Raw genomic sequence first — 19,210 nt, forward strand, 5'->3', positions numbered from 1 at the left:
CGACGGGTCCGAGCCGGCCCGCCTACGGGCCGCCGCCATGCTCTCCTCGCGAAACCGCCACCGTCTGCTCGAGGCCGGCTTCGAGGTGATCTCGGCGACCGGGGCGGACCGCTGGCTCGCCCCGGCGGCGCGGGGCCTCGGGGTGATTCTGACCTTCCATCATGTCAGGCCCGAGCCGCCCGCAGCCTTCGCGCCGAACCACATCCTCAGCATCTCGCCGGATTTCCTCGACCTCACCCTGACGAGCCTGCGCGCCCGCGGCTTCGCCATCGTCGGGCTTGACGCGGTGCCCGAGCGCCTGGCGAACCCCGAGCCCGGGGCGCCCTTCGCGGTCCTGACCTTCGACGACGGCTATCGCGACAACGTCGAGCACGCCCTGCCGGTCCTGCGCCGCCACGGGGCGCCCTGGACCCTGTTCGTCACCAGCGATTTCGCGAACCAGCGCGGGCGCCTGTGGTGGATCGAGCTGGAGCGGGCCATCGCCCGGCTCGACCGGGTCCGGATCGGGGGCGCCGCGCCCCTCGATCTGCCCGCGCGCGATCCTGAGGAGAAGCTGGCGGCGTTCGACGGCGTCTATCGCCACCTGCGGGGCGGCCCGGAATCGCGGCTCCTCGACGTCATCGCGGATCTTTGCCGGCAGGCGGGCTTTCCGGAAGGTGGGGTGGCGGGGGAACTCTGCCTCACTTGGGACGAGATCCGCGACCTCGGCGGCGATCCGGCGGTGACGATCGGTACTCATACCCGCACCCACCCGATGCTGGCCAAGCACCCGGCGGACGCGGCGCGCCGCGAGATCGCGGAGGGGCGCGACCGCATTGAAGCCGAACTCGGGCGGCCGATCCGCCACCTGTCCTTCCCGGTGGGGGATCGAACCTCGGCGGGAGCGCGGGAATTTTCGACGGCGCGCGAACTCGGCTTCGCCACCGCCGTGACGACCCGGCCGGGCCACCTCTTCGCCGAGCACGGCGCGCATCTCCACGCCCTGCCGCGGGTCTCCGTCAACGGCCTGCATCAGTCGCGGGCCGCCCTCGCGGGACTGCTCTCGGGGGTGCCGTTCCTGGCCTGGAACCGCGGCCGGCGCCTCAACGTCGCTTGAATCCGGAACGCCTCAGCGCCGGCGGCGGCGGCGATAGCTGCGGCTCTCGTCCGAGCCGGCCGTGAAGACCGCGCTCTGGCGGCCGCGCCGCGCCCGGTAGCGCCCGCGCCGGCTCCGGCCGACCTCGGGCGCCGGATCCTCGGCCACCGGAATGGCCGCCGCCGCCGTCGAGACGGGCGCGGGCCCGGCGCCGCCGTCGCCGCCCGCGATGTTCTTGGCCGCGGGGCCGAACATCGAGAGGCATTGATTGTAGGCGAGATCGTTCTTGAGACGCTCGCAATCGTTGACCGAGCGGGGCGTGTCCTGCGCCAGGGCCGGCGGGACCAGGATCAGGCAGAAGAGGCCGGCGAAGCCGAGGCGGCTCTGGAACGGGCGTGGCATGGATCGGCTTTGCGGAGGGTTTCGGGAATTCCCAGGAAGGCAGGGCTGCTTCTCGGCCCGGAGTGCGGCGAAAACGCGGGCGCCACCGCCGAAACTCACCGGTCGGGCCGCTCCATCCACCGGATCACCGGCATCAGGGGGAAGATCCAGGCGATCCCGAGCAGGCAGTACAGCACGGTCTGGATCAAGGCCGGCGCCTGAGAGATCCGGCTGTCGGCGATCGCCATGGCGAGCGGCGCGTAGAGGATCACGAAGGCCAGGATGCCGATCGTGCCGATCAGGCTGCGGGTGCGGCGGCGCATCGGGTCCCTCGTCGGATGGTCCGCGCCGGTCGCGGGCGCGGCGGCCCGGCCCTTGGACGACGCGGCCGGGCGTTGGGGTGAACAGGCCTCGGCGGACCGTGCGATCCGGTGATCCCCCGAGCGCGCCAGGGCTAATCGCCCGCGCCCCCGAAGGCAACGTCCCCACGGGGTCGCAGACCGCGCGACGGCCCGCCGCCGGTCGCCGCCAGGCCCGGGTGCGGCACCGCCGGGCGTTGCTCCCCGGGTCGCCTTTGCCTAACTCACGCTCACGCGATCCTGAGTTCCACCCGACACCGGACCCTGCGGCGATGGTCCGCCGCCCGGCGGCGGACCCGTCGGCCGACCGACAGACGAGACCCCGCCATGATGCCAACCGCCACCGGAGCCCACGGACCGAACCGCAGCCGGGCTGTCCGCAGCTGGCTCTATCTGCTGGCCGCCCTCGTGGTCGCGATGGTGGCGGTGGGCGGCGCGACCCGCCTGACGGGATCCGGCCTGTCCATCACCGAGTGGCGGCCCGTGACCGGCGCGGTGCCGCCTCTCTCCGCCGAGGCCTGGACGGCGGAATTCGAGAAGTACAAGGACACGCCACAATACCGGATCCTCAACCAGGGCATGGGCCTGTCCGACTTCAAGGTTCTCTACGGCTGGGAATGGGGCCACCGCCTGCTCGGGCGCATCGTCGGGCTGGCCTTCTTCCTGCCTCTGGCCTGGTTCTGGTGGCGCGGATATCTTAGCCGCCGCCTCGGACTGGGACTGCTCGGGCTCGGCATCCTCGGCGGCCTGCAGGGCGCCATCGGCTGGATCATGGTCGCGTCGGGCCTGCAGCCCGGCATGACCGCGGTGGCCCCGATCAAGCTCGCACTCCACCTCACCACCGCAAGCCTGATCCTGGCTGGCCTCGTCTGGCTGGCCGCCGGCGAGCGGAACGAGGCAATCACCCCGGCCCCGGCGCGCCTGCGGGCGGGCGCCTACGCCCTGCCGGCCCTCGTCCTCGTGCAGATCTTCCTCGGCGGCCTCGTGGCCGGGTCGCATGCGGGCCTCGTCTACAACACCTGGCCGACCATGAACGGCGACCTGATCCCGCCGGTCGAGGGCCTGTTCGTGGTCAGCCCCTGGATCGAGAACTTCGTCGACAACGTCACCCTGGTGCAGTTCAACCACCGGATGACGGCCTATCTGCTCGTCGTCGTCGCGATCCTGCATGCCCTCGATGCCGCGACGAGCCGGCCCGGCACCGGCTCGGCCCGGCGCGCCGTCGGCATCGCCGGCCTCACCCTGGCGCAGGCGGCCTTAGGGATCACCGCGCTCCTGCTCGCGGTTCCGCTCTGGGCCGCGCTCGCCCATCAGGTCTTCGCCATGGCAGTGCTGACCATGGCGGTGGTGCAGGCCCGGCTGAGCCGCGGCACGGTCGTTGCGAAAGCCCGGACGGGGGTTCCGGAGACGGCGTTCGGCTACGAAGCAATGTCGGTTCGGCGTGCTTGAGGCGCCTTTGCTTCGCGGCGAAGTGTCTCGCAATGCACAAATCTTCACCATTTCGGGTGATTTCTGTGGGAATTAGGATCACACGGTAGTTACCCGCGGGAACGACTTGGAGGGTTCGTGCTTAGCTTCCGCAGAATGCAGGAGGCAGTGATGTTCCTTGCGGAGGATGGAAGACCGGCGGGCCTGACTTGGAATTACTCGCGGCGCGAGATGTTCGCCGACGGTGTGGTTCATTGTATCGGAGTGGCGTTCGGACTTGCGGCATCTGTCGCTCTGGTTGCGACAGCTGCCGCAACCCAGATCGGATGGGGTGTTCGAGCCTCGGTGATCGTCTACGCGGCGGCCCTGGTCTCGATGCTTGCAGTCTCGGCGACCTACAATCTTTATCCCGTCAGTCCTCGCAAGTGGCTCCTGCGTCGCGCCGACCACGCTCTGATCTACCTGATGATCGCCGGCACCTACACGCCCCTGGTCGCGCTGGTGGGCACCGGCGCCAAGGCCTACGCGCTCCTTGCCTTCATCTGGATCGTCGCCGGCATCGGCATCGCCGTGAAGCTCCTGCTGCCCGGCCGCTTCGACCGCCTCTCGATCGCCCTCTACCTGATGCTCGGCTGGAGTGGCCTCTTCGCGTACGAATCCGTGATCGCGGTGCTGCAGCCCACCGCCTTGTGGCTGCTCGCCATCGGCGGCCTGCTCTACTCGATCGGCGTGATATTCCACGTCTGGCGCAACCTGCCGTTCCAGAATGCGATCTGGCACGCCTTCGTGCTGGTGGCCACGGCCTGCCATTTCGGCACCGTCTGGGCGAGCCTCACCGGAGTCGCGGCGGCCTGACGGGCATCCGCATGGTGAGACAAACCGAGAGGGGCCGGACCGCGCCGCGGTCCGGCCCCTCTCGGTTCAGATGCGTCGCGCTGCCCGCTTCGTTCAGGGCCGGGCGTTCCAGGGATTGATCACCCGCATGGAGGCGACCTCGGCCTGTTGCGCCGCCGGAACGGCGTCACGCGGGGCCTTGCGCAGGCGCGCCAGAACTTTGCGCGCCTCGTCGGCCGGGAGGGCGCCGACCGGCGCGATCATGGCCGCGAGCAGGCGGCGCGTCTTCTTGTCGACGCGGGACGACGTGTCGACGGCCTCGAACTCGTGCATCGCGTGGCGCTTGTCGGGATTGCCGGTGAAGACCCGGGCCCCGTCCTTGAGCACCACGATGTCGCCCGGCCGCAGGGTCTCGTCCCGCATGAGAGCAGCCGCAGGGCCGGCCTTCATGTCGAGGGGCGTCTGCCGGTCGGTGATCCTCACCTTCAGGGGCTCGGGCTTCGGCAGGGCGGCGTAGCGGATCTTGGGCCGGAGCCGCGCGCCCTCGGACCGCCGGTCGTGGCGCCGGCCGTAATAGCGCTCGGGCGAGGGCATCTGCACCTCGGCGGGTTGCTGCGCCTGCTGCGCGGCCTGGCCACCGCCGAAGAGTTGCTGGAACAGGCCGCCGAGCCCGCCTCCGTCCTGCGCGTGAACGCTCGCGACGGTCCCGACGAGCAGGCAGGTCGAGGCCAGCACCACGAGGGCGCGGCGCGGCACGTGGCGGGTCAAGGTCGCTGGCATCGGTCCCTCCGGAAGGATCCGCGCGCCTGCGGCGCGACGTCTCACCTTCAACGGAGGGTTAATCGAGACAGTTCCGATACAATCAGGAGATTAAAGCGTCCTAGCTCGAACTGCCGCTCGGCGCGGCCTCGTCACCCTCACCGATGCAGTCGAGGGCGCGCTCCACGGCGCTCACCGCGTCGAGGAGGTTCTGGACCGTGCGCTCGACCTCGAGGGCAGGGCGCCCCATCGCGGCGGCGCGCGAGCTGAGATCCTCCAGCTGCTCCAGCAAGTCGAGGAGATCACCCGCGACGGCGACCACCTCGCAGCGCGCGAGTTGCGCAGCGGGTTGGCGCTGGCGGAAGGGCAGGACATTGCTCATCGGGGCCAGTCTTCGCCAAAAGCTTGGGGATTCGCCAGCGTTCGAGCCGGCTCCTCCACACGATTGCCGGGTTTGCGTGGCCCTTTCGACGCGGATTGGTGTGTTTTTCGTGGCCGCCCGACATCACCCTGTCCGGAAAGGTCCACCCACCGTGAACCATGCGCTTGACGGCGTGCGGGCCGGGACACCACCACCGTGGCAACGACCCGAACAGTGGAAGCCCGCGATGCGCCTCAAGCCCCTCCGTCTCGTTCTCCTCGCCTCGGCCCTGTCCGGCGGGCTCGCCGCCTGCAGCAGCGTCGATGGCCCCGACAGCCGCAGCGGCCTGTCCGAGACCTTCAACACCGACAATTACCGCCGCTCGAACGACACCAACGGCACCCAGACCCGCCGCGACGTGAACCGCCTCTACACGCAGCCCTCGCTGCCCTCGATCGCCAACCGGGGCTACTGAGCGGGGGAGGGGGCCGGCCACGCGCCATAAAGGCCGACGCCGTCCCGAAGCCTCGCGCCCGACCCAGCGCCTCAGCGCTTGGCCAGCGCGTCCGCGAAGGCGATGATCCGGTTGCGGGCATAGGTCGGCAGGCCGGCGCTGATCGAGGTGCCGGTGTTGAAGCTCGAATTGCCCATCAGAACCTGCGCGGGCAGGAGGTTCTTGAGGACCGGCACCCGGGCGTATTCGGCCTTGCGGTCGAGGACGTCGGCCTTGATGGCGAGCGCCATGTAGGTCGTCACCACGGTCTTGGTCGGGTCGCCCGGCATCGGCTGGAACACCGCCAGGAACTTGCCGAAGCGCAGGATCTGGTTGACCCAGAAGATCGTCTGCTCCAGCCCGCCCGTCACCGTGGTGTCGATCCTGGTGAGGCCGGAGAGCGCCGCCGCCTCGGCGGGCGCGAGCGTGCGCATCTCGCTCTGGAACGAGACGAACTCGGCGATCTTCTTGGCTCCCCCCTCCTCGAGCTTGTTGGCGAGCTTCACTCCGAGCGGCAGCTTGCCCTCGAGGTCGTAGCGCGACTCGATGCAGACGGTGCCGGCCGGCCCGCACCAGGGCCGGTCGGGGCGCCTGGCGAAGGCTGCCTGCGGGTCCTTGGTCGGCGTGGCCTCGGCGGGCGCCAGCGCCTTGTGCTTGATCGCCGGATCCATCGCCTGGACGAAGCCGAGATTGGCGAATGCCGAGAGGTCGATCGCCTCCGGCGGCCGCGCCACCACGAAGCGTCCCTCCGCGACGTAGACCTTGAGGGTCTCGTGCCGGGCCTTCGCGACGCCGTTCACCGTGACCGTGTAGTCGGGCTCCTTGTAGCCCGGATAGGGCGCGAGGGCGGCGGCCTCCCCCGGCCGGGTGCGGCTCCAGTCGAGATAGGGCACGAGGCCGTTCTCGGGCACGGCCGGCTGGTCGCGATGATCGGTGAACAGCACCGTGCCGGGCTTCAGGGTCGCGGGATCCACGCCCTCGACGGAGGCGACCTCGCGGATGCGCTCCGAGCCCGGCCCGGCCTGCTGCGCCATGCCGGGCGCCGGCGCCTGGGCGCGGACCGGGGCCGCGGACAGGACGCCCGCCGCGAGCGCAAGGGCCAGGGTCGCCGAAAGCTGCGTTTGCACGTCTCGAGCCTCAGGAGTGATGGGCAAGGGAAAGGGAGACGGCGGCTCAGTAGCGCGGATCGTCGCCGAACAGGTAGTCCGGGTCGCGCCGGCGGGGCCGCGGCCACTCGTCGTCGCCGAAGGGCGAGCGGCTGGTCTGGCCCGGCCACGGCTGGTAGCCGTCGAGGTCGCCCTGGGCCCGGCGGCTGCGCTGCCCCTGCGGCCGCCGCTCGCCGAAGGGATCGAGGAGGTCGGGCTCGGGCACGCGGTTGCCGTAGACGTCGCCCGCCACGTCGGCGCCCTGCTCGGCGCCGAGGCCCGCATCGCCGTCCCCGGCGTCGGGCCGCATGGCGTAGAGGGTCTCGCGGGGCACGAGGCGGAACTGGGTGTCGGCCATGCGGCCGTCCCCCTGCGTGCGGAAATGCTCCAGGAAGCCGCCGCCCGCGACGCGCTCGCCGCTGCGGGCATCGATCGGCAGGTCGATCAGGAAGCGCCGGGCCTCCTGCGAAGGCGGGGCGAGCGGCGTCTTGCCGATGCCGTTGGCCCAGGCCGCCTGCAGGATCTGTCCGGCGATCGGCACGGAGACGTGGCCGCCGGTCTGGCCGCGCCCGAGGGTGCGCCGCGTGCCGTCCGCGTTGTCGTAGCCGACCCAGATCACGATGGTGATCTCGTTGGTGAAGCCCGCGAACCACGCGTCGTTCTCGTTCTCCGAGGTTCCGGTCTTGCCCGCGATGTAGGGGGCGAAGCGCGCGAGCGCCGCGGCGGTGCCGTGGCTCGTCACACCCTGCAGCATGGTCTTGAGCTGGTAGAAGGCGACCCGGTCGGCAGAGGCGATCCGCGCCGGCTCGCGGGCGGCGCGGGCGTAGACGGGCTTCCCGTCCCGCTCGATCGCCTCCAGGGCGTAGGGCGTCGGGCGCGCGCCCTCGTTGGCCACCGCGGCGTAGAAGCCGGCGAGGTCGAGCATGCGCACGGGCTGCGCGCCGAGCACGAACGGGTAGTAGCGCTCGCACTCGGCGTAGATCTGGGCCTCGAGGGCGATGTCGCAGACGCGGCCGAGGCTCGCGGGCGCCTTGTCGGCGATGCCGCCCTGCAGCAGGCGCGCGGTGACGAGATTCTTCGAGAATTCAAGGCCGCGGCGCAGGGTCGTGGCACCGGAACCGCCGCCCTCGTAGTTCTTGGGCGACCACGAATCGCCGACGCCGCCGATGGGCGGCAGGGTGATGGCCGAATCCATCACGAGCGTGTTCGGCTGCAGCCCCGCATTGAGGGCGGCGAGATAGGTGAGGGGCTTCAGGGTCGAGCCGGGCTGACGCACCGCCTGGGTGACGCGGTTCAGCTGACTCACCGGGTAGGAGAATCCCCCCGCCATCGCGAGGATGCGCCCGGTGCGGTTCTCCAGCACCAGGGCCGCCCCCTGCACGCTCGGACGCACCCGGATCTCGGCGCGGGGCGTGCCCTTGCCCTCGCGCAGCTTCACCCGCACGACGTCGTAGGCCTGCAGCCTGCCCCGGGCGATGCCGGGATCGAGGCTGGCGATCCGCCCGTCGGCGAGTCCGACCTTCAGGGGCCCGCGCCCGCCCTCGAGCACCACCGCCAGCGGCCAGTGCACGTCGTAGAGGACCGGCCGCGCGCTCTCGAGCGCCCGGAGCCAGACGGGCTTCGGGGTGGCGGGCCCGGGAGCGGACGGATTCGGGGCGCCTCGCGCCGCCTTGCCCTTCGGACCCTTCGCCTCCGGCCGCGGCTCGGCCTTCGCCTCGACCCCCGTGATGGTCGGGGCCGATTGCGGGGCGGCCTCGGGGGCGGGAGCCGCGGCCGCGAGCTTGCGCACGCCGTCGGCAAGGTTGAACTCGGGCCCGGTGAAGCTCTGGCGCCCGGTCCCGCGCTCGTAGGTGGCGAGCCCGTCCTGAAGCGCGGTCTCGACCGCCCGCTGCAGCCCCGCATTGACGGTGGAGCGCACCGTGTAGGACGCGCTCGTCAGGGACTCGATCCCCCCGAAGGTGCGGGCCTCGCGGGCGAGGAAATCGACCATGTAGAACCCGGAATCCCGGCGCGCCGTCTCGATCGGCTTGAGCCCGAGATCGGCCTTGACCGCCTGCGCCATCTGCTCGTCGGTGATGGCGCCCTCCTCCTTGAGGCGCGCCAGCACGTAGGCGCGCCGCTCGCGGGCCCGGTCGGGGTACTTGTCGGGGCTGTAGAAGTTCGGGCCCTTGGGCATGCCCGCCAGAAGCGCCGCCTCGGTCAGGCTGAGCTGCCCCACGGACTTCCCGAAATAGCTGCGGGCCGCCATCTCGATGCCGTAGGCGCCGCGCCCGAGATAGATGCCGTTGAGGTAGAGGCCGAGGATCTGCGGCTTCGTCAGGATGCGCTCGAGGCGCGCCGCCACGATCATCTCCCGGATCTTGCGCTCGTAGGTGACGTCGTCGCCGACCGAGAGGTTCTTGACCACCTGCTGGGTGATGGTGGAGCCGCCTTGCGGGCGCCCCGGCGAGGCGAGGTTGCCGATGAAGGCTCGGATGACGCCGCGCTCGTCGATGCCGTGATGGCTCTCGAAGCGCTTGTCCTCGGCCGCGATGAAGGCCTTCTGGACGAGGGGCGGCACCTCGGCGATCGGCACCACGAGGCGGCGCCCGTTGGCTTCGAAGGTCTCCGAATAGGGCTTGCCGGCCCCGTCGAGGATCAGGCTCGCGCCCGGGAGCTTCGGGTCCTTCAGGGCCTCCGCGGCGGGCAGGTCGGCCGCGGCCTTGTTGTAGAAGGCGATCACCTCGGCGGCGTCGAAGGGGGAATCCTTCGGATTCTCGCCCTTGCAGAACTGCCGGTAGCTCGTGTTCAGCTCGCCGATGTCGAGCCCGTGCAGGAGCTTGGGGGCGGACGGCCCCGCCATCGTGCTGGGATCCTCCATGGCGGTCGAGATCAGCTCGTCGAGGTTGATGTCCTCGATGTCGAAAGCCTTGCGCATATGGGCGCAGCCGTCGCGCAGGATCTGCAGGACCAGGGGCGCGTCGGCGACGGGATCGAACTGCGTCTTCACCGCGTCCGGCCGTGTCGTCACCTGACTGAGGGTCAGGGCGGTCGCGAACAGCTTGATCAGGATGGTGTTCATCGAGCGGCTTGAGGCACCGGGCGGGACGCGGGAACGCGAGGCGGCCGGGAGGATCACGGCCGTGCCCTCAAATGGGGTGCACAACGCGGCTGTTTTAAGGTGCTGGCGGCCGGAGCGGCCGGCGGCTCAGCCTCGGCCCGCCGGCTGACGAACAGGCTGCGACGGACGCCGACGGGCAGCCGCGGCCGGAGGTCGGCCGCCCCGCACGGGCAAACCAATCCTGTCTCCGGCCGGGACCGGGTCCAGGCAAGCCTGAACCCCGTAAAAAGTCGGATCCCTGCCCGGCCGAGCCTGAAAAGGCGACGGTTTTGCAACCTGCGCGTTAGGAAGCGCAGCCATTCCGGCGGAGGAGCGCGCAGGGAAGCCGATGATCACCGACCTCTGGTACAAGAACGCCGTCATCTACTGCCTGTCGGTGCGCACCTTCATGGATTCGGACGGCGACGGGATCGGCGACTTCGCCGGGCTCGAGCGGCGTCTCGACTACCTGCAGGGCCTCGGGGTCACGGCGATCTGGCTGATGCCGTTCCAGCCCTCGCCGAAGAAGGACGGCGGCTACGACATCTCGGATTACTACGGAGTCGACCCGGATTACGGCAGCCTCGGGGATTTCGTCGCCTTCACGCACGCGGCCAAGCAGCGGGGCCTGCGGGTGATCATCGACCTCGTGGTGAATCACACCTCGGACCAGCACCGCTGGTTCCGCTCGGCGCGGGCGGACCCGGACTCGCCCTACCGGGACTGGTACGTCTGGTCGCGGGAAAAACCCGCCAATGCCGACGAGGGGATGGTGTTCCCCGGCGTGCAGAAGACGACCTGGACCCACGATGCCAAGGCCAAGGCCTATTACTTCCACCGCTTCTTCGATTTCCAGCCGGACCTCAACACTGCCAACCCGGCGGTGATCGCCGAGATCCTGAAGATCATGGGCTTCTGGATCGAGCTCGGGGTCTCGGGCTTCCGCATGGATGCGGTGCCGTTCGTGATCGCCCGGAAGGGCGCCGACGTGAAGGGCGAGCCGGTGGAACAATTCGACCTGCTGCGCGGCTTCCGCGAGTTCCTGCAATGGCGCAAGGGCGACGCCATCATCCTGGCCGAGGCCAACATCCTGCCGCGCCAGGACCTCGACTATTTCGGGGACGACGGCGACCGCATGCACATGATGTTCAACTTCCAGGTCAACCAAGCGACGTTCTACGCGCTGGCGGCGGGCGACGGGCGCCCCCTGGTCAAGGCGATCGGCAAGACCTGGGCTCGTCCGGCCACCGCCCAGTGGGCGACCTTCCTGCGCAATCACGACGAGCTCGATCTCGGCCGCCTGACCGAGGCGCAGCGGCGGGCGGTGTTCGCGGCATTCGGGCCCGAAGCGGACATGCAACTCTACGACAGGGGCATCCGCCGCCGCCTCGCCCCGATGCTGCAGGGGGACCCGCGCCGGATCCGGCTCGCCTATTCGCTGATGTTCACCCTGCCGGGCACGCCGGTCCTGCGCTACGGCGACGAGATCGGCATGGGCGACGACCTGAGCCTGAAGGAACGGGACTGCGCCCGCACGCCGATGCAGTGGACGGGCGAGGTGAATGGCGGCTTCTCCAAGGCGGAGCGGCCGGTGATGCCGGTGATCGCCGAGGGGCCCTACGGCTTCCCGCACGTCAACGTCGCCGAGCAGCGCCACGACCGGGATTCCCTGCTGACCTGGATGCAGAGCATCATCCGCCTGCGCAAGGAAGCGCCGGAGATCGGCTGGGGCGAGATCACCGCGATCGACACGGGGGAGAACGCCGTCCTGGCCCTGCGCTACGACTGGCGCAACAACGCGGTCCTGTGCGTGCACAACCTCGCGGCGCGCCCGATCGAGGTGTCGCTCCGGACCGGCATTGCCGCGCCGGAGGGCCACCTCCTGATCGACCTCGTCACGGGCAGCCGCAGCGAGGCGACGGAGGAGGGGCGCCACACGATCTGCCTCGAGGGCTACGGCTACCATTGGTACCGGGTCGGGGGCCTCGACGCGCTGCTGCGGCGGAGCCCGACCTGACCGCGGACGGGAGCGGGCCAGGACCCGGGCCGGGACTCGGGCGAGAACGTGAGCCGGGCGATTCGCACGCGCCCGCAACCCGCGTTAGAAGGGCCGATCCGCGCCCGGCAGGGCGCCTCCGAGCCCGAAAAGAGCCCCGATGCCAGGCACGCCCCGCGCCGGAATCATTCCGGTCACACCCTTCCAGCAGAACTGCACCCTGATCTGGGACGAGGCCAGCAAGGTCGGCGCCGTGGTCGATCCCGGCGGCGACCTCGATCGGATCGAGGCGGCGATTCGCGAGCAGGGCATCACCATCGAGAAGATCCTGCTGACCCACGGCCATATCGACCATGCGGGCGGCGCGGCCGAGCTGCGCGAGCGCCTCGCCGTGCCGATCGAGGGGCCGCACCAGGCCGACCGCTTCCTCCTCGATTCCCTGCCCGAGACCGGGGCCGGCTACGGCCTGCCCGGGGCCCGCGCGGTGACGCCCGATCGCTGGCTCGACGAGGGCGACGCCGTCACCGTCGGTGAACTCGCCTTCGACATCCTGCACGCCCCCGGCCATTCCCCGGGCAGCGTGGTGTTCATCAGCCGCGACGCCCGCTTCGCCCTCGTGGGCGACGTGGTGTTCAAGGGCTCGGTCGGCCGCACCGACCTGCCGGGCGGCAACCACGACCAGCTGATCCGGGCCATCAAGGAGAAGGTGCTGCCGCTCGGCGACGACATCGCCTTCATCCCCGGCCACGGGCCGACGAGCACGCTCGGCGAGGAGCGCCTGACGAACCCGTTCCTGCAGGATTGAGCATCCCGCCCCCCGCGCTGCCGGAGGGCGGCGCGCGGGCCGACGCCCCTAACGGGACGTTAAGGCGAAGGCTCCAGAACGAGGGATCCGGGCCGGCTCCGACAGCGCCGGAAACGATGTAATTTCAAGGCGGAACCCCTATATCAGGCGTACCGAACGAATCGCAGGCGCAGGGGCCCGTGAGACGGGCCCGAACAGCTCAAGCGAACACCCGCCTGCCCGAGGAACTTCATGGCCGACAATCCGCAGACTGAACACGCCGATGCCTACGGCGCGGAATCGATCCGGGTGCTTAAGGGGCTCGACGCCGTGCGCAAGCGGCCGGGCATGTATATCGGTGACACCGACGACGGCTCCGGCCTGCATCACATGGTCTACGAGGTGGTGGACAACGCCATCGACGAGGCGCTCGCGGGTCACGCGGACCTCGTCACCGTGACCCTCAATGCCGACGGCTCCTGCACCGTCTCCGACAACGGCCGCGGCATCCCGGTCGACATCCACAAGGAGGAGGGCGTCTCGGCGGCCGAGGTCATCATGACCCAGCTGCACGCGGGCGGTAAGTTCGACCAGAACTCCTACAAGGTGTCCGGCGGCCTGCACGGGGTCGGCGTCTCCGTCGTCAACGCCCTGTCGCAGTGGCTGCGCCTGCGCATCTGGCGCCACGACAAGGAGCACGTGATGGAGTTCCGCCACGGCGATGCCGTGGCGCCCCTGCGCGTGCTGGGCCCCGGCAACGGCCGGCGCGGCACCGAGGTCAGCTTCCTGCCCTCGACCGGCACCTTCACGATGATCGAGTTCGACTTCGCCACGCTGGAGAAGCGCCTGCGCGAGCTTGCCTTCCTGAACTCCGGCGTGCGCATCGTGCTCACCGACGCGCGCCACGCCGAGCACAAGCGCGAGGAGCTCTACTACGAGGGCGGCATCGAGGCCTTCGTGCGCTACCTCGACCGCTCCCGCAAGCCGATCGAGGGCATGACCAAGCCCCTGATGGTGCGGGCCGAGCGGGAGGGCATCCGGGTCGAGGTGGCGTTCTGGTGGAACGACTCGTTCAACGAGACCGTGCTGCCCTTCACCAACAACATCCCGCAGCGCGACGGCGGCACCCACATGGCGGGCTTCCGCGCCGCCCTGACGCGCCAGATCACTGGCTATTCGGAAGCCTCCGGCATCGCCAAGCGCGAGAAGGTCACGCTCACGGGCGAGGATTGCCGCGAGGGCCTGACGGCGGTGATCTCCGTGCAGGTGCCGGACCCGAAATTCTCCTCGCAGACGAAGGACAAGCTGGTCTCCTCCGAGGTGCGCCCCGCCGTCGAGAACGTCCTCAACGAGGGCCTCTCGAACTGGCTCGAGGAGAACCCGGCGCAGGCGAGGGCGGTCATCGCCAAGGTGGTGCTCGCCGCCTCGGCCCGCGAGGCGGCCCGCAAGGCCCGCGAGACCGTGACCCGCAAGGGCGCCCTCGACATCGCCTCGCTGCCCGGCAAGCTCGCCGATTGCCAGGAGCGCGATCCGACGAAGTGCGAGATCCTGCTGGTGGAGGGTGATTCCGCCGGCGGCTCGGCCAAGCAGGGCCGCGACCGCACCTTCCAGGCGGTCCTGCCGCTGCGCGGGAAGATCCTCAACGTCGAGCGCGTGCGACCCGACCGGATGCTGTCCTCGGCGGAGATCGGGACGCTGATCACGGCGCTGGGTGCCGGCATCGGGCGCTCCTCGACGGACCGCGAGGGCTTCAACCCGGAAAAGCTGCGCTACCACCGCATCATCATCATGACGGATGCGGACGTGGACGGCTCGCACATCCGCACCCTGCTCCTGACTTTCTTCTTCCGGCAGATGCCGGAGCTGATCGAGCGCGGGCACCTCTACATCGCCCAGCCGCCGCTCTACAAGGCCGAGCGCGGCCGCAGGCAGCTCTACCTCAAGGACGAGCGGGCGCTCGAGGATTACCTGATCGACCAGGGCATCGAGGGCGCCAGCCTGCGGCTCGCCTCCGGCACGGAATTCGCCGGGGACCAGCTCAAGGTGCTGGTCGACGAGGCCCGGGTCTTCCGCGGCATCCTGCACGGGCTGCACACCCGCTACGACCGCTCCGTGGTCGAGCAGGCCGTGATCGCGGGCGCCCTGCGGCCGGAAGCGGCCGAGAACCCCGGCGAGGCCGAGGTCCTGGCCGCCATGACGGCCAAGCGCCTCGACACGATCGCGGACGAGATCGAGCAGGGCTGGGAGGGCGAGGCGCGGGAGGGCGGCTACGTCCTCAGCCGGACCCTGCGCGGCGTGCGGCAGGTCTCGGCCCTCGATGCCTCGCTCATCGCCTCCCAGGAGGCACGCCGCCTCGCCGACCGGGCCGATGCCCTGCGGGAGATCTACGGCGAGTCCGTCACGCTCGCCCGCAAGGGCGACGAGACGGTGCTGCACGGCCCCGTCGGCCTGTTCGAGGCCGTGATGGCCTTCGGCCGCAAGGGCCTGCAGCTCCAGCGCTACAAGGGCCTCGGCGAGATGACCGCCCAGCAGCTCTGGGAGACCACCCTCGACCGGGACGTGCGCTCGCTCCTGCAGGTCAAGGTCAAGGACACGACCGATGCGGACGACCTCTTCGTGAAGCTGATGGGCGACGTGGTGGAGCCCCGCCGCGAATTCATCCAGGAGAACGCGCTGAGCGTCGCCAACCTCGACGTCTGATCCGACCATCCTGTCGTCCCGCGGGCGAGCGCCGCACCGAGCCGGGCACGCCGGTCGACAGGGCCTGGCGCGCGGGCATCCGGTGACTGCCCCGCGGGCGGACGACCTGAACGCCGCGTGGTCCACCTTGGCTCAACCTGAGGCATGTCATGGACGAGGGCGGCTCTCGGGACGGGAAATCCCCGTCCCGGTTGATCGACGAGCGGCTCGTCGAGCTCCGCGACTGGCGAGGCGAGGTGCTCGCCCGCCTTCGCGGCCTGATCAGACAGGCCGATCCCGAGGTGGTCGAGGAGTGGAAGTGGCGCGGCGTTCCGACATGGTCCCATGCCGGAATCATCTGCACCGGCGAGACCTACAGAACGGTCGTGAAGCTGACCTTCGCCAGAGGGGCCTCGCTCGACGACCCGGCGCGGCTCTTCAATGCCAGCCTCGAGGGCAACACCCGGCGCGCCATCGACATTCCGGAAGGCGCGCGGATCGACGAGGAGGCCTTCGGGGCGCTCGTTCGCACGGCCGTGCGGCTGAACATCTCCCGCCTCCGCGCCTGATCCCGCTTGATGCGCGGCTGATCGGCCGCCCCGCCCGATGACGCCCCGCCATCAGTCGCCGGCGAGGACGGTGGCGGGCGCTCCGACGAGGGAGACGGCCTCGCCGAGGGGCTGCGCCTCCAGCCTGCCGGCCTCGGTGCCGGAGCGGGTGAAATCGAACTTGAGGACGCGGGCGCCGGTCCCCGGACCGCCGGCGCCGCCCACCAGCAGGTGGGCTCCGAGGGTCGTGCTCGTCGTCGCGACGTGGACGCCGCCGGCGCTGCCGAAAGGACGGAAGCTGGCGATCTCGCGGAAGCGGGCGCCGTGTCCGTGCTCGTTCGGGCCGTGCAGGTACATGCTCGGGCCCCCGTCCAGCGCCGAGCCGCTGGAGAACACCTTGACGGTGCCGTCCCCGGCGCGTTGCCCGACGACGATGCGCTTCGCGCCCCCGAGCGTGCCCGCGAGCCACCCGGTCGCGAGCGAGGCCCCGTCCTTGTAGGCGGGCCCGAACGGCAGGAAGCGGGCGGTGACGTCCGGCGTGTCGATGCCGGCGGCGTGCGTGGCGGCATGGCCCGCCGCCGCGCTGCCGGCGATCGGCCTGAGGAGCGGGAAGGCAAAGACCTTGACCTCTGTCTGCACACCCGGCCCCGGAGCCGTGACGATGCTGTTGCGGCCCGTGGAGAAGTCCACGAAGCCGGTGGCGAGGCTGACGCCGGAAGCCGTGCCCGGGTAGGGGCTGAAGCTCGCGAAGACGGTCGGGGCGGTACCGGGCGCCGGCAGGGTGGTGCCGTAGACCCGCACCAGGCTCTCGGCGCCGGGGCCGGAGCCGACGAGGATGTTGTCGGCGGTGGTGCCGTCAACCTGCGTCGCCGCCACGCTGATGCCGCCGCGCGCGGCCGGCTCGAACACCGGGAAGCGTGCCAGCTCCTTCGCGAAGGCGGTCTTGCCGGGGCCCGTCACCCCCGAATAGGCGATGACCTCCGGGGCCAGGCCCGGGCCCGACCCCACCACGAGGTCGAGCACGCCGTTCCCGTCCACATCGCCCATGGCGACGCTCACATCGCCCTCGTGGCCCGGGAACGGCGTGAGGGTCGCGATCAGGCGGTTGTCCGCGCCGTCGAGCACGCGGACCTGCGTCGACCGGCCCGGCGCGCCCGGCACGACGACCGCGTAGCTCGAGATCGCCGGGATCACGTTGATCAGCGCCATCAGCCCGTTGTCCTCGTGGTTGAGGCGATGGCAGTGCATGACGAACAGGCCGTCATAGGTGTCGAACCGCGTGCGGATGGTGAGGAGACCCGGCTCGATCACGCTCTCGTCGATCTGCATCGTCGGCGCCGGCGCGTTGGCGTTGTCGACGCCGAACCGGTCGGGCCCGGTGCGCAGCCCCGTCGTGGGGTCGAAATAGGTGATCACCTGGAAGTCGTTCACGTGGACGTGGATCGGGTGCTCGTCGTTGTTGTGGTTGACGAAGCGCCATTCCTCGACCGAGCCGAGCCGGGGCTGGATCAGCGGCATGTTGGGGAAGGCCGCGGCGTCGAAGGCGTAGACGAAGGCCTTCGGGTCACTCGCCGCGGCCTTGTCGTTCAGGAAGCCCCCGGAGATCACGATCTTGCGCGTCACGTCGGGCGTGGCCTCGGCGAGGTCCACGAACGACGTGTAGGCGCCGAGCTTCTGGCCCTCCGCGAACGCGGTGGTCGTGCCGCCCGCACCCACCGGGGTCGCGGTCGCCAGCGTCTGGGTCGGGAAGGCGAAGAAACCGTCGACGTAGCTCACGGCCGAGGGTTGGACGCTCAGGCTGCCGAGCACCGCCGGCGGGTTCGCGGTGCCGTTGCTCGTGTAGAGGATGCCGGGCTGCGTGATGGTCTTGGCGCCGCCGCCGCGCGGGGGCATCTCGAGCACGAGGTCGCCCTCTCGGGGCATCGTCACCGCGATGGCGAAACGGCTCGCGGGGGGAATCAGCAGCCGCGTGCCGTTCTCGGTCGGCGGGTAATGCACCGCCTCGGCCGGGTTGCCGTCCTGGCCGACGATCGCGATCGGCGGATGCCGCCCTGTCGCGGTCTCGGTCAGCTGGACGTTCATGTAGGCGAAGTCGCTGACATTCGCGAGAACCCAGATCTCGGTCTGGCCGGCCTTGCTCCGGATCAGGGGCTGGAACTGGCCGTTGACCGTGAACTGCACGTCGCGCTCCCGGTCGGGGAGGGCGGGGTTTGCCGGAACGTCGCGCGCGGTGCGCCCGTCGCCGGCGGTGAATCGCTGCAGATTGCTCGGAATGGCCTGCAGCAGGCCGCGGTCGTTGCGGATCGACAAGGGGCCGGCATACCACCCGGTGAGGAAGGTCGAGCCGGGCGGCGACGCGACGAAGTTCACGGGCGCCAGGAGCGGGCGGTAGGTGCCGTTGGCCAGTTCGTCGCCCCTGGGCGGCACGATGGTGCTGACGTATTGCGGCCAGTTGGCGTTGTTGAGCTGCGGCGCGGCGCCGCCGCGGTCGAACACGAAGTTGTATTGCAGCAGCATGTTGCGGATCGGAATGCGGTCACGCGTCACTGCCGGCAGGTTGCCGTCCGTGCGACCGATCGCGAGCAGGCCCGCAAGCCCCATATAGGCCTGCGCCGAGGTCAGGCTGTGCAGGTGGCTGTGGTACCAGTAGGCGCCCTGCGGCATGTCCCGCGGCACGTCGTACGTGTAGGTGTTCGACATCCCGGCGGGGATGTGGAGCATCACGTTGTCGGAATTGCCCTTCGGGCTGACGTGGACGCCGTGGACATGCAGGTTCAGGGGCGATGCCATCAGCTGGATCGGGTAGAGCGGGACCGTCGCGTCCTTGGCGGTGTATTGCGGGCTGTAATAGTCGGCGATGGTGAGGCCGCTCAGCGCGTTGTCGAGATGCACGATCAGACGCTCGCCCGGGAACACCTGCAGCGTCGGCGCTGGGAACAGCCCCTTGCCGTCCGTCGCGCCGTTCGAGGCGGCGCCCCGGATCAGCGCGTAGTCGAACAGCAGGAAGTTCTCGACCGGCTTCGAGGCCGTGTCGAGCGCGACCCGCCCCTGGCGCGCCGTGAGCCGGACCTCGAGCACGCCGTCCCGGGTCGCCAGCGTCACGGGCTCCCGGAACTCGGACGACACGGCGCCGGCCGTCTGCGCGGCGGCCGGCCAGGCTTGGCCGATCAGGGCCACGGCCGCGATCAGGAAGGCCGCCGCGCCGGCGCGAGGCAGCGGCGACCGCGGATGCGGGCGGGCAGGGACCAGATTCATGGGATCCTCGGGACAGGGATGTCGGCCGCTGCTG

General features: G+C 70.5%; 15 protein-coding genes. 8 read left to right on the forward strand and 7 right to left on the reverse strand.

The genetic code is table 11. The features are described 5' to 3' along the window. Positions 1-37 precede the first annotated feature (37 nt). Positions 38-1,096, forward strand: a complete 1,059-nt coding sequence (locus tag F6X51_RS17935; RefSeq protein WP_150965036.1) for a polysaccharide deacetylase family protein — start codon at positions 38-40, stop codon at positions 1,094-1,096. A gap of 12 nt (positions 1,097-1,108) precedes the next feature. Here the strand turns inward: F6X51_RS17935 and F6X51_RS17940 are convergent, their stop codons facing one another. Together F6X51_RS17940 and F6X51_RS17945 are read right to left on the reverse strand one after the other, a co-directional pair. After that, the gene (locus F6X51_RS17940) at positions 1,109-1,477 is read right to left on the reverse strand and encodes a hypothetical protein (protein WP_246696872.1); all 369 of its coding nucleotides are present in this window, start codon (positions 1,475-1,477) and stop codon (positions 1,109-1,111) included. Between the two features lie 95 nt (positions 1,478-1,572). Next, a complete protein-coding gene (locus F6X51_RS17945) occupies positions 1,573-1,779 on the reverse strand; it encodes a DUF2842 domain-containing protein (protein ID WP_150965037.1) in 207 nt (68 codons plus the stop codon). Between the two features lie 363 nt (positions 1,780-2,142). Between F6X51_RS17945 and F6X51_RS17950 the strand changes: the two genes are divergently transcribed. Together F6X51_RS17950 and trhA are read left to right on the forward strand one after the other, a co-directional pair. Further along, on the forward strand, positions 2,143-3,264 hold the full coding sequence (locus tag F6X51_RS17950; RefSeq protein ID WP_150965038.1) for a COX15/CtaA family protein: 1,122 nt from the start codon (positions 2,143-2,145) through the stop codon (positions 3,262-3,264). Positions 3,265-3,414: 150 nt separating this feature from the next. After that, the gene (gene trhA / locus F6X51_RS17955; protein WP_150965039.1) at positions 3,415-4,098 is read left to right on the forward strand and encodes a PAQR family membrane homeostasis protein TrhA; all 684 of its coding nucleotides are present in this window, start codon (positions 3,415-3,417) and stop codon (positions 4,096-4,098) included. A gap of 93 nt (positions 4,099-4,191) precedes the next feature. Here the strand turns inward: trhA and F6X51_RS17960 are convergent, their stop codons facing one another. Further along, positions 4,192-4,857 carry a hypothetical protein gene (locus F6X51_RS17960; RefSeq protein WP_150965040.1) on the reverse strand — a complete coding sequence of 222 codons (666 nt, stop codon included), beginning with the start codon at positions 4,855-4,857 and terminating at the stop codon, positions 4,192-4,194. Between the two features lie 100 nt (positions 4,858-4,957). After that, positions 4,958-5,218, reverse strand: a complete 261-nt coding sequence (locus F6X51_RS17965; protein WP_150965041.1) for a hypothetical protein — start codon at positions 5,216-5,218, stop codon at positions 4,958-4,960. Between the two features lie 226 nt (positions 5,219-5,444). Between F6X51_RS17965 and F6X51_RS17970 the strand changes: the two genes are divergently transcribed. Next, complete coding sequence (locus tag F6X51_RS17970) at positions 5,445-5,672, forward strand: hypothetical protein (RefSeq protein ID WP_150965042.1); 228 nt, start codon at positions 5,445-5,447, stop codon at positions 5,670-5,672. A gap of 71 nt (positions 5,673-5,743) precedes the next feature. Here the strand turns inward: F6X51_RS17970 and F6X51_RS17975 are convergent, their stop codons facing one another. Both F6X51_RS17975 and F6X51_RS17980 read right to left on the reverse strand, forming a co-directional pair. Continuing rightward, on the reverse strand, positions 5,744-6,817 hold the full coding sequence (locus tag F6X51_RS17975; protein WP_150965043.1) for a hypothetical protein: 1,074 nt from the start codon (positions 6,815-6,817) through the stop codon (positions 5,744-5,746). 46 nt (positions 6,818-6,863) lie between these two features. Next, positions 6,864-9,896, reverse strand: a complete 3,033-nt coding sequence (locus tag F6X51_RS17980; RefSeq protein ID WP_150965044.1) for a penicillin-binding protein 1A — start codon at positions 9,894-9,896, stop codon at positions 6,864-6,866. Positions 9,897-10,263: 367 nt separating this feature from the next. Here F6X51_RS17980 and F6X51_RS17985 point away from each other — a divergent pair, with 367 nt between their 5' ends. From F6X51_RS17985 to F6X51_RS18000, 4 genes are all read left to right on the forward strand, one after another. Then, positions 10,264-11,931 (forward strand): alpha-amylase family protein, encoded by a 1,668-nt coding sequence (locus tag F6X51_RS17985; RefSeq protein ID WP_150965045.1) that lies wholly within the window; start codon positions 10,264-10,266, stop codon positions 11,929-11,931. A gap of 139 nt (positions 11,932-12,070) precedes the next feature. Then, positions 12,071-12,715, forward strand: coding sequence for an MBL fold metallo-hydrolase (locus F6X51_RS17990; protein ID WP_150965046.1), 645 nt, complete (start codon positions 12,071-12,073; stop codon positions 12,713-12,715). A gap of 231 nt (positions 12,716-12,946) precedes the next feature. Beyond that, entirely contained in the window at positions 12,947-15,394 is a 2,448-nt protein-coding gene (gyrB, locus tag F6X51_RS17995; RefSeq protein ID WP_150965047.1) for a DNA topoisomerase (ATP-hydrolyzing) subunit B, read from the forward strand. 149 nt (positions 15,395-15,543) lie between these two features. Further along, the gene (locus F6X51_RS18000) at positions 15,544-15,942 is read left to right on the forward strand and encodes a DUF1801 domain-containing protein (RefSeq protein ID WP_150965048.1); all 399 of its coding nucleotides are present in this window, start codon (positions 15,544-15,546) and stop codon (positions 15,940-15,942) included. A 51-nt stretch (positions 15,943-15,993) separates the two neighbouring features. On the opposite strand, the gene F6X51_RS18005 is transcribed toward F6X51_RS18000, so the two are convergent. Continuing rightward, positions 15,994-19,176, reverse strand: a complete 3,183-nt coding sequence (locus tag F6X51_RS18005) for a multicopper oxidase family protein (RefSeq protein ID WP_150965049.1) — start codon at positions 19,174-19,176, stop codon at positions 15,994-15,996. Positions 19,177-19,210 lie beyond the last annotated feature (34 nt).

It is taken from the genome of Methylobacterium planeticum (genome assembly GCF_008806345.1).
Lineage (GTDB): Bacteria > Pseudomonadota > Alphaproteobacteria > Rhizobiales > Beijerinckiaceae > Methylobacterium > Methylobacterium planeticum.